The organism is Moorena sp. SIO3I6, assembly GCF_010672095.1.
The window spans coordinates 23,429-33,588 of record NZ_JAAHHU010000071.1 but is presented as its reverse complement, the minus strand read 5'-3'; the positions used below and the strand labels follow the sequence as shown (position 1 = coordinate 33,588).

The window sequence follows — 10,160 nt, the reverse complement described above, 5'->3', positions numbered from 1 at the left end:
AGCGCATGAGGGAGTTGAAAGTCTACAACGGTCCAGTAACGGGATTCTACGGTCGTTTAACTGAAGCAGGGGTCATAAAATTTCAGCGCTTGAGGGGACTACCAGTGACTGGTATTGCTGACTCTCGCACTTTGTCAGACTTAGCCAAAAATCCTAATGATAAGGATATTATTCCCAACGTCACTGAGTTGCGACCAGGCAGCAATGGCGAATCGGTGAAACAACTGCAAAATCGCCTCACAGAGTTGGGATTCTACAAAGGGCCAGTAACAGGATACTATGGTAAATTAACTGAGACGGCAGTCAAAGAGTATCAGCTTTCTCGGGAACTGCCAGCAAATGGCATTGCTGACTCTCGTACCTTATCAGCACTACGGGGCAATTCTTCTGGAATTGCCGTTGCTGCTAGCATCATTACTCCATTAAAACGAGGTAGTAGTGGCACAAGAGTGAATAGCCTTCAGAATCGCTTGATTTACCTAGGCTACTATAAAGGACTAAAAGATGGCGTATTTGGACCAGCCACAGAGGCAGCCCTGAAGCGATATCAACGGGACAAAGGCTTATTTCCCACTGGAATCGCTGATGCTAAAACCTTTTCATCTCTTGCTCCACGGTGATAGGTGTTCGTCTGGTATAATATCAAAACCTTGAAAGCCCCTTCCCCGCCTAACTCGCTATTTGTGTGGGCGGGGTATCCTGCTGAAATTTTGTATGAACCAGGATGCCTACTCAAACCATTGAAATCCTATCAGCTGAAGAACTGCGCCGTACAGTAAATCGTTTGGCATCTCAAGTGATCGAACAAGTGAGTGATTTGTCCAAACTAGCACTGGTGGGTATATATACCAGAGGTGTTCCTTTAGCTCAGTTGCTAGGACGTCAGATTGAAACCCTAGAGCAGGTCAGTGTGCCAGTGGGAGCGTTGGATATCACCTTTTATCGGGATGATCTCGATCGAATTGGCATTCGCACCCCAGCAAAAACAGATATTCCCTTCGATCTTGATCGTAAGATAGTGGTGTTGGTGGATGATGTCATTTATAGAGGACGTACCATTCGTGCTGCTCTAAACGCGGTGCTTGAGTATGGTAGACCCCAAACGATTAAATTATTAGTGCTAGTAGACCGAGGACATCGGGAACTGCCGATTAGTCCAGATTTTACGGGCAAACTACTCCCCACATCCGCCGAAGAACAGGTAAAGGTTTATCTAAACGATAATGATGGTCGGGATGGAGTGGAATTAATTAAAGTAATTAGCGCCTGAATCGTGATCAGATTGCTCTTATTTTCCAAATAATTATGACCCAAACCCAACAGCGAAAGGCCGACCACATCAGGATTTGTCTGGATGAAGATGTTCAATTTCGTGCCAATACCAATGGACTTGAGAGGTACCGCTTCACTCACTGTTGCTTACCAGAACTAAACCGCAGTGAGATTGACATATCTACCACATTTCTGGGGAAATCCTTGGGAGCACCATTGTTGATTTCTTCTATGACTGGTGGTACTGAACAGGCAAAAACGATTAATTTTCGTCTGGCTGAGGTTGCCCAACATTACAAACTAGCCATGGGGGTTGGTTCTCAGCGAGTGGCCGTGGAAAAACCAGAGGTTGGTCATACCTTTGCGGTGCGCTCCCAAGCTCCGGATATTATTCTATTTGCCAACATCGGTGCGGTTCAGCTGAACTACAGTTATGGACTAGAAGAATGCCAAAAGGTGGTTGACCTGTTAACAGCAGATGCACTGATTTTGCACATCAATCCCTTGCAGGAGTGCATTCAAGCTAACGGGGATACTAATTTCAAGGGTTTACTTGACAAAATTAATGGTTTATGCAGTAAGTTGACGGTACCAGTGATTGCTAAAGAAGTGGGTAATGGCATCTCAGCGGCTATGGCCCAGAAGTTGCTGGAGGCTGGTGTTACCGCTATTGATGTTGCTGGTGCGGGGGGCACGTCTTGGGCAAAGGTAGAAAGTGAGCGAGGATTAACCGCTCATCAGCGTCGGTTAGGACAGACCTTTGGTGACTGGGGTTTACCAACCGCTGAGTGCATTACCAGTATTCGAGCTATTGCCCCCAACATTCCCCTAATTGCATCTGGGGGATTGCGCAATGGTTTGGATGTGGCAAAAGCGATCGCATTAGGAGCCGATATTGCTGGTCTAGCATTACCATTCCTCCAAGCAGCAGCTGAGTCAGTAGATGCCGTTGATGCCTTAGTGCAATTGTTGATGGCAGAAATCACTACTGCTCTATTCTGCACCGGTAATGCTACCTTGTCTGATCTCAAGCAATCCAACACTTTGAAAAAGTTAGGATAGTGCTAATAGGGAATCGGGAATCGGGAATCGGGAATCGGGAATCGGGAATCGGGAATCGGGAATAGAGAATAGGGAATCGGGAATCGGGAATCGGGAATCGGGAATCGCCCTTAATCCTTAATCCTTAATCCTTAATCCTTAATCCTTGATGCTTAATCCTTAATCCTTAATCCTTAATCCTTAATCCTTTATGCTTAATCATTCATTCTTTATGCTTAATCCTTAATCCTTAATCCTTAATCCTTAATCCTTAATCCTTTACCAAATGCGTCAATTTATTCAACAAACATTTGCCAGCCTAGTAGGAAGTCTTGCCGGTTTAATTCTATTTTTTAGTTTAGCTACTAGTGGATTCCTGTTTGTACTGATTGCAGTAGCATCGAAAGATACAGGGCCACAGGTTCAAGATAAATCAGTGCTGGTGTTTGATTTATCGGTCAATATCAGCGATACCAATCCTACCTCAAGCACTAGTGAAGTGATTGAAGAGGTGTTATCGGGTCAAGAAAGCAATATCATCCCTTTGCGCAAAGTGCTCGATACTCTGGATAAGGCAACTAAGGATAAACGCATTGTTGCCCTCTACCTGGATGGAGCTGCATCTAAAACTGTTGGCAACACTGGGTTAGCAAATCTCAAGGAGGTAAGGGAGGCTCTGGAGCGTTTCCGAGCTGCTGGAAAAAAAATTATTGCCTATGACGTAGATTTGGGAGAACGGGAATACTATCTTAGCTCGGTTGCGGATACGATAATTCTTAACCCGATGGGAGTTGTGGAAATCAATGGCTTGAACTCTTCCCAACTTTTTCTGACCGGAGCTCTCCAGAAGTATGGTATTGGTGTTCAGGTGGTTCGAGTTGGCAAATACAAGTCCGCAGTTGAACCGTTCTTGCTCAAACAGCTGAGTCCTGAAAGTCGGGAACAGACTCGAGAATTGTTAGATGATATTTGGGATGAATTTTTGACAGCAGTGGGGAAAAGTCGTGAGATTACTCCCAAGACCTTGCAAGCGATCGCTAATAGTCAAGGGATGTTGATCGCATCAGAGGCCAAAACTCAAGGTTTGGTGGATCAAGTTGGATACTTCGATGAGGTGATTGCTACTCTCAAAGAGCTTACTGGAGAAAAGGAAAAGGATAAATCGTTCCGGAAAATTAAGCTGGCTACTTACGCTAGAGCGAAAAGTCCTTACTCTAAAAATCGCAAGTCTAAGCATAAAATTGCCGTAGTTTATGCTGAGGGTAGCATTGTTGACGGTCAAGGAAACCTTGAGCAAGTGGGGGGTAAACGCTTTGCTAAACAGCTGCGCGAGCTACGGCTGGATAAAGATATTAAAGCAGTAGTGCTAAGGGTTAATAGTCCTGGTGGCAGTGCTACAGCCTCTGAGATTATTCAACGGGAAGTGCGGCTGATCCGTGAGGAAAAGCCAGTGATTGTGTCTATGGGCAATGTGGCAGCTTCTGGTGGCTACTGGATTTCTACCTATAGCGACCGAATTTTTGCTGAGCCAAATACTATCACTGGTTCTATTGGTGTCTTTGGTGTACTTTTTAATATCCAAGAATTAGCTAACAACAATGGTCTGACCTGGGATATTGTACAAACAGCTTCTTTAGCGGATATTCAAAGTACTGTCCGTCCCAAAACAGACCAAGAGTTAGCAATCTACCAAACCATGGTTAATCAGATTTATGACCAGTTCATTGACAAAGTAGCAGAGTCACGTAAATTGCCTAAGGGCAAGGTGAAAGACATTGCTCAGGGACGGGTTTGGTCAGGTATAGACGCCAAGCAGATAGGTTTAGTTGATGAGATTGGGGGTATTAATGATGCTATTGAGTATGCTGCTAAGCAAGCTAAGTTAAAGAATGATTGGGAAGTAGAAGAGTATCCAAAAATTCCTAGTTTCGAGGAAAGGATTCTGAAGACCCTGACTAATGATGTTACGCTCACAAGCCGACAATTACCTGAGCCACTAACTACAGAATTGCTGAAGCTAAAACAGGATTTGGCAATTTTCACAACCTTCAATGACCCGAAGGGGATTTATTCTATTTTACCGTTTAACTGGCGGCTTGATTAAGGGTTGAACGCGCACGCGTGGCCTTTTGGCCAAGGTTGTCTGTCAGAATGAAGAATTAAGAATGTAGAATTAAGAATTAAGAATTTGTAATTCTACATTCTTAATTCAAAAAGGTTGTTCGCCTTTGGCTTTCGGTGAAGGGTACCGTTAAATGTGAATTACACTATTTGCCCCGTTCCCGATTCCCGATTCCCGATTCCCGATTCCCGATTCCCGATTCCCGATTCCCAATTACCGATTCCCGATTCCCGATTCCCGATTCCCTCTTAAAACCGATACTTGCGAATCTGCTGTTGAGAATCCTTACTTACCAGTGCCCAGATTCCGATTGGTAAAGCATTCCCTTGAGCATCCACCTTAATTTCCATCACAATTGGTGGTGGTGATATCGGTAGGTTAGAGTTCTCTTGCCTAGCACTATTTAATTCTTCATTAATTTGTTCCCGTTGGTCTTCTGGCATATAGTAAGTTTCCAATCCGTACTCAATCGAACCATAGTTAGCAACACCTTTGATAGGAATCTGATTAGCTGGTAGTTGGGAAGGGAATTTGGCACTTAAGCCTACTGGTTTCCAAGCTATTGGTAGTTTAGTTGAGTTGGATGAGTCTGGTGCTTCTAAAATTACGTAAAAACGGGTACCAGGCTTGATAAAGGTTACCTTGTTGCCATTAGGTTGTTGCTTGGGCAATTTTTGCCAGCCAGGAAGATTGCGCAAGTTATCCTGATTAGAGATATAGTATCTTAGAGTTTGGGAATAGCCTCGCAAAAGTTCATAAGGGTCTACTGGCGCTGTCTGAAGGATGACAGTTTTTCCAGTCAGTGTAGTGTAAATTGCCTGGGTGGGAACAGTAATAATTAGTGCGGTTTGAAATAAAAGAGGTACCCAGAATCGCCAGCTTGGTATAGGACGGTAATACTCAGAATTAATGCTCATAGGTCATAAATCATAATTCAGACTTCAAATAGCGCTCAAACCATAGTCCAGCACCAATAATACCTAGCCCACAGAGGAATAAGACTATGGATTTGACTAATAAACCAGTATCGTACTCCAGCATCCGGGTCAAAATTTGCAGCGTCAGTAGCACCATGCCACCCCAGAATAAACCTCGTTTCCCCTCTGCTAGTCCGGCGCGGATTAAACCGATGTCGATTAGGAATAAAAGCACATTGAAGATGAATACCGCTATGATGGGTAGAATACCAATACTGAGATGCCAATAGGGAACTAGGGCGCTGATCACAATCATAATAGCCACAACCTTAGTTGTTGAGTCCATTCGACGCAACAGTTTTATCCACGCCCAGATCGTGAAGCTACCTAAAATGACACTATCAATCACAGCAGGTTCCAGGAGTATTGAGGTGACGTCAACTAGCGGTTTGACTGATGGTGAACTATCCCATAACACGTGGAAAGACAAAAAATAAAATGATAGGCTGAGGAAGGTGATACCAAGGGTGCGGGCTGTGCTATTAAATTCCTGGAGGTTGGGCTGAATTCTTCCCAGGAAACCCCCGTATGACCATAACAAGGCTGGTGGTAGAGCGCATGCGATCGCAGCAATCCAACCGGGATAAGGCCATAGCTCGAAGTTGATCAAGTTCCATTCCAGGGCAGCAACTACTGCGATCGCACTTAAGCGAAACATCCATCGTGAACGGCACCAGTAAGCCAGGGGAATAAACAGTAAACCCGCAAACACTGGCATATGTTGTATGATTAGCCTTAGCCAAGACAACTCTGTGATTGCCAGAAATTCTGGCTGGGACATTCCTTGCACATACCCTAATCCAATCAAGACCATTGCCAGCATCCCTAATAGGGTCAAGCGTAGGCTATAAGCCATGGCTAAGACTCCTAATCCCCAAATCAGGTATAACTGATAGAGTGGTCCACTTTGGTGGAACATTTGGGACATCAGTGCTATATTGGCTCCTAAAGTCAGGGCTCCTAAAAGTAATAAACCTTGTCCCAAACGGCAATGCCTACCTTGGGTTGGGTCTCGCCATAGATAGAAGCCAGCAATGTTGATCCCGAAGAAGACACTCAGAAGCAAGGTCACTTTCAACCACCGAGACCAGGCTTGCCAGTTGGCTGCCACAAAGGTGATCATGGCCAAGCCTAAGAGAAGACTGCCTAGAACTAGCAAAATTACGACGAATCGATTACGGGCCGCTACTTCCAGGTCACTAAATTGATAGCGTTCCGCTAATTGAGCGTATAGGCCAGCATCAATCAACCCTTCTGTTTGCCATTGTTGTGCTTCTTGACGTAACTGGTGACGAAATTTATCGGAAGGCATCACAACCTATATTTTAGAGCTTAAGACTTTCCTCTGGGAATATACAATGTTATAATCACTAACCGACTGAATGTTTGATTATGTCCATGATATGGTGTAAACATTCTGTAATAATTAGATAAGAGTAAGTAAAAAACTGTTAACTAGAATCGGAGCTAATGGTAAACCAGAGGTCAACGAGTGGGTCGTAGTAGCTCCGAACATGTGGTATATAGGAGTTTTGATTTTACTGCATCCGTCTATTCAGTTGAGGTTGGTAAGGTACGTCAGAAGATTGTCTAGACGTGGCAAGTTTTCGTCGCTCAAATTTATCTTTATCCACCCTAGTGACTGCTGTCAACAATTTTTTCTTTTTTTTGTTATCGCCCGGAGGTATCTCTAAATGTCTATTCGTCTGTACATAGGTAACTTACCTAAAGAAGAAGTAAACCGTGATGAGCTGCAAGCTATTTTTGCTGAAGCCGGTGAAAACTTTAGCACAAAAGTGATTAAAGATCGTAAAACTGGTAAATGTCGGGGCTTCGGCTTCGTCACGGTGGCAACGGATGAGGAGGCTGATCAATTCATTGAAAAGTTCAATGGTCATATGTTCAAGGATACTACCTTGAAAATTGAAAAAGCCCTGCCACGATCCAAGAATCAAGACAAAGAAGCATCTAAGGAGAAAGAAAAACCCAATCAGGAATCAACCCCATCTGCCAACAACACTCCTCCCCCTCGCCGTAACAACAACAAGAATAAGTCTAAGCGTAAGCAGCAACAGACTACATCTGACCCCGCTGGAATTCAACCCGATCCCCGTTGGGCTAATGAATTGGCGAAGCTGAAAGAACTGTTATCGGCTCAAACTACTAACTCTTAAGTTGGGATAAATCTAACTGATTTCCATTACCAATTCTGGCAAGATTAGCCCTACGTCCTACCCGTCAGGGAGGCGTGGGCTTATTCCTCTGTAAAGCTTCAGGCTTTCCACGCAATTTTTAAATAAAAGATCTAATCACCTCAGATTGGGTTTGACCAGTCTGCTGATAGTGCTACTTTAATATCGATATCTGACTCATTCTGCCAGACAGAGAGTCTTTTCTTTTTTTTGGTTGATGATCAGTGGCAAATCCCGATAGGTTTATGGTGTCTTAAGCCAGATCAGGATAGCTTACCAATACCAAAGAAATTAAAGCTAACGAAACAGTAAGCTATTGAGCTTGATAGATAGCTGTTAATTTTGTGTGCGCAGTACCAACTACCTATTAGCTTAACGCTGATGGTGGAAAGTCTGGCAAGCTCAGGTAATTTTGCATCGTCTGTTACCCGATCGATTTAAAATTGTGAGTTGTGAATTAAAACTTACGTTTTAACCACTAACCACTAACCACTAATCACTAACGTTGTTATGAGTGCAGAAATTGACCCCATTAAGTTAATGAAACAGGAAGTTGGCAAAGCAGCTGCCAAGCGGGTGCAGTCGGGAATGATTGTGGGGCTAGGCACTGGTTCAACGACTGCCTATGCAATTCAGTTTTTAGGCGATCGCTTAAACTCTGGAGAGATTAAAGATATTGTAGGCATCCCCACCTCTTTCCAGGCAGAAGTCTTGGCGAAACAGTACGGTATTCCCTTGACTACCCTTGATGCGGTTGATCACATAGATGTAGCGATTGATGGTGCTGACGAAGTCGATCCCCAGAAAAATTTGATTAAGGGGGGTGGCGCTGCCCACACCCGTGAGAAAATTGTAGATTCCCTGGCCAAACAATTTATCGTAGTGGTGGATAGCACTAAAATAGTTGACCGCTTGGGGTCTACCTTCCTATTACCTGTAGAAGTTATCCCGATGGCAATCACACCAGTTATGAATGCCATTGAAAAGCTAGGGGGTAAACCGGAACTGCGCATGGGGGTCAAAAAAGCTGGACCAGTGATTACAGATCAGGGAAATATGGTCGTTGATGTCAAATTTGATGCCATTGATAACCCAGCTGAGCTAGAAAAAACTATCAATAATATTCCTGGTGTTCTGGAAAATGGTTTATTTGTTGGGGTTACCGATCTGGTTCTAGTTGGAGAAGTTAAGGATGGTCAGACCGTGATTCGGGAAATTTAACACATCCAGCACTAAAGCTTGAAAGTGCCGTGGGATTCTTGCTTGATAGAAATACTCTTGATAGAAATACTCAGATATTTCTCCCAAGCCAAGGCAATTAAGTGTATGTCCCACGGCTTGATTAATTTTCCAGGTAGAGAATAGTTGATTAGACTTTGTCGAGCTTAGCCACCAGCGGCAAAGGTGAGCATGATCACTGCTGAAAGCAACATACCAGGACTTAGTAACAGAACTAACATCAAAAAATCATGGGATTCCATAATCGTAAACTCTCCTAACTGCTTCTTTACTACCTTAACCTGCTACAAAGGCTAATCCCGGAAAATCAAGAATTTATCAAGAATTCGTAAGCGGTCAGCCCTCAGCGGTCAGCCCTCAGCGAAAGGCCTTTGGCCAAGCTACGCGAACAGCGGTGAGCTTTTAGCTCACGCGTGCGCGTTCAGCTTCAAAAAAAACATCGTTCGCGTGTGGCACAGGCTTTGGCCTTGGCTTTGGCCTTGGCCTTTGGCCACGCGGGGCGCGTTTGGCCACGCTGTGCGAACGACGCTGGGATTTAACTCAGTATTAAACGAATGCTTACCTCTTTTATTCAAAAGCTGAACGCGCACGCGTGCGCGTAGCGCATTAGCTGATAGCTGAATTGTCCTTAACTTGGAGCAGGAGAATAACGAATTTATCAGCATCTTCTAGTTGCTGTTAAACGTAGGATGGGTTTACCCTGGGAATCAGTTTACAATACCTTGTAATTTAAGTTTGAAACCGGGAAGCACTGCTTCTCCAGATAACTCTTTGGGATTATCTATAACCTCAGTTTTTTGTCCTGAGCGATAAATTTCAACCCGTCGATTCTGAGGGTCAATCAGCCACCCCAAGCGCAAGCCATTGTCAATATACTCTTGCATTTTTGCCTGTAGCTCCTTGAGACTGTCAGACTTTGATCGCAACTCAATTACGAAATCAGGACAGACTTTAGGGAAAGTTTGTTTTTGTTCCTCTGTCAGTGCATCCCAGCGGTTACGTGACACCCAAGAGCTATCAGGGGAACGATTGGAGCCATTGGGAAGTTCAAATCCGGTAGATGAGTCAAATGCTTCTCCTTGTTCCGGGTTTTCCTCATACCAATTGCCCAATTGCCTGCTAATACTTAGATTTCTTTTACCGGTTTCCCATCCTGTTGGTGGATTCACAATCAATTTTCCCTCAGCAGTTCTTTCTAATCTCAGGTCTCGGTTAGCATTAGCTAATTGTTCAAACTGTTGGTGACTGACGTTGAGGTCCAAAGATTGTGGAACTATTAGCTTTAGTAGGGGTTCTAGTTGACTTGACATAACCGTT

The 10,160-nt window shown here is 44.1% G+C and carries 10 protein-coding genes; 7 read left to right on the top strand and 3 right to left on the bottom strand.

Annotation, left to right across the window (positions count from 1 at the left end):
• The 4 genes from F6K49_RS20375 to sppA form a co-directional block, all read left to right on the top strand.
• Nucleotides 1-620, top strand: a 620-nt coding sequence (locus F6K49_RS20375; RefSeq protein WP_293099530.1) for a peptidoglycan-binding protein, incomplete at its 5' end; no start/stop codon positions are given.
• A 104-nt stretch (nucleotides 621-724) separates the two neighbouring features.
• Nucleotides 725-1,270 carry a bifunctional pyr operon transcriptional regulator/uracil phosphoribosyltransferase PyrR gene (pyrR, locus tag F6K49_RS20370; protein ID WP_008184410.1) on the top strand — a complete coding sequence of 182 codons (546 nt, stop codon included), beginning with the start codon at nucleotides 725-727 and terminating at the stop codon, nucleotides 1,268-1,270.
• A gap of 35 nt (nucleotides 1,271-1,305) precedes the next feature.
• On the top strand, nucleotides 1,306-2,334 hold the full coding sequence (gene fni, locus F6K49_RS20365) for a type 2 isopentenyl-diphosphate Delta-isomerase (protein WP_293081670.1): 1,029 nt from the start codon (nucleotides 1,306-1,308) through the stop codon (nucleotides 2,332-2,334).
• 265 nt (nucleotides 2,335-2,599) lie between these two features.
• The gene (gene sppA, locus F6K49_RS20360) at nucleotides 2,600-4,417 is read left to right on the top strand and encodes a signal peptide peptidase SppA (protein ID WP_293099525.1); all 1,818 of its coding nucleotides are present in this window, start codon (nucleotides 2,600-2,602) and stop codon (nucleotides 4,415-4,417) included.
• Nucleotides 4,418-4,683: 266 nt separating this feature from the next.
• Here the strand turns inward: sppA and F6K49_RS20355 are convergent, their stop codons facing one another.
• Together F6K49_RS20355 and F6K49_RS20350 are read right to left on the bottom strand one after the other, a co-directional pair.
• Nucleotides 4,684-5,352, bottom strand: coding sequence for a GDYXXLXY domain-containing protein (locus F6K49_RS20355; RefSeq protein ID WP_293022635.1), 669 nt, complete (start codon nucleotides 5,350-5,352; stop codon nucleotides 4,684-4,686).
• A gap of 10 nt (nucleotides 5,353-5,362) precedes the next feature.
• Nucleotides 5,363-6,724 (bottom strand): DUF2157 domain-containing protein, encoded by a 1,362-nt coding sequence (locus tag F6K49_RS20350; RefSeq protein WP_293070504.1) that lies wholly within the window; start codon nucleotides 6,722-6,724, stop codon nucleotides 5,363-5,365.
• A gap of 382 nt (nucleotides 6,725-7,106) precedes the next feature.
• Between F6K49_RS20350 and F6K49_RS20345 the strand changes: the two genes are divergently transcribed.
• From F6K49_RS20345 to F6K49_RS20335, 3 genes are all read left to right on the top strand, one after another.
• Complete coding sequence (locus F6K49_RS20345) at nucleotides 7,107-7,586, top strand: RNA-binding protein (protein WP_293022630.1); 480 nt, start codon at nucleotides 7,107-7,109, stop codon at nucleotides 7,584-7,586.
• A 528-nt stretch (nucleotides 7,587-8,114) separates the two neighbouring features.
• On the top strand, nucleotides 8,115-8,825 hold the full coding sequence (gene rpiA / locus F6K49_RS20340; RefSeq protein WP_293099521.1) for a ribose-5-phosphate isomerase RpiA: 711 nt from the start codon (nucleotides 8,115-8,117) through the stop codon (nucleotides 8,823-8,825).
• Between the two features lie 431 nt (nucleotides 8,826-9,256).
• Nucleotides 9,257-9,382, top strand: a complete 126-nt coding sequence (locus tag F6K49_RS20335; protein ID WP_293099518.1) for a hypothetical protein — start codon at nucleotides 9,257-9,259, stop codon at nucleotides 9,380-9,382.
• A 168-nt stretch (nucleotides 9,383-9,550) separates the two neighbouring features.
• Here the strand turns inward: F6K49_RS20335 and F6K49_RS20330 are convergent, their stop codons facing one another.
• Nucleotides 9,551-10,153, bottom strand: a complete 603-nt coding sequence (locus F6K49_RS20330) for a Uma2 family endonuclease (RefSeq protein WP_293022624.1) — start codon at nucleotides 10,151-10,153, stop codon at nucleotides 9,551-9,553.
• Nucleotides 10,154-10,160: the final 7 nt, after the last annotated feature.

What these genes read in the sequence shown, in the direction of transcription:
- pyrR (WP_008184410.1), top strand. Translation starts at nt 725, where the DNA reads ATGCCTACTCAAACCATTGAAATCCTATCAGCTGAAGAACTGCGCCGT.
- fni (WP_293081670.1), top strand. Translation starts at nt 1,306, where the DNA reads ATGACCCAAACCCAACAGCGAAAGGCCGACCACATCAGGATTTGTCTG.
- sppA (WP_293099525.1), top strand. Translation starts at nt 2,600, where the DNA reads ATGCGTCAATTTATTCAACAAACATTTGCCAGCCTAGTAGGAAGTCTT.
- F6K49_RS20355 (WP_293022635.1), bottom strand. Translation starts at nt 5,352, where the DNA reads ATGAGCATTAATTCTGAGTATTACCGTCCTATACCAAGCTGGCGATTC.
- F6K49_RS20350 (WP_293070504.1), bottom strand. Translation starts at nt 6,724, where the DNA reads ATGCCTTCCGATAAATTTCGTCACCAGTTACGTCAAGAAGCACAACAA.
- F6K49_RS20345 (WP_293022630.1), top strand. Translation starts at nt 7,107, where the DNA reads ATGTCTATTCGTCTGTACATAGGTAACTTACCTAAAGAAGAAGTAAAC.
- rpiA (WP_293099521.1), top strand. Translation starts at nt 8,115, where the DNA reads ATGAGTGCAGAAATTGACCCCATTAAGTTAATGAAACAGGAAGTTGGC.
- F6K49_RS20330 (WP_293022624.1), bottom strand. Translation starts at nt 10,153, where the DNA reads ATGTCAAGTCAACTAGAACCCCTACTAAAGCTAATAGTTCCACAATCT.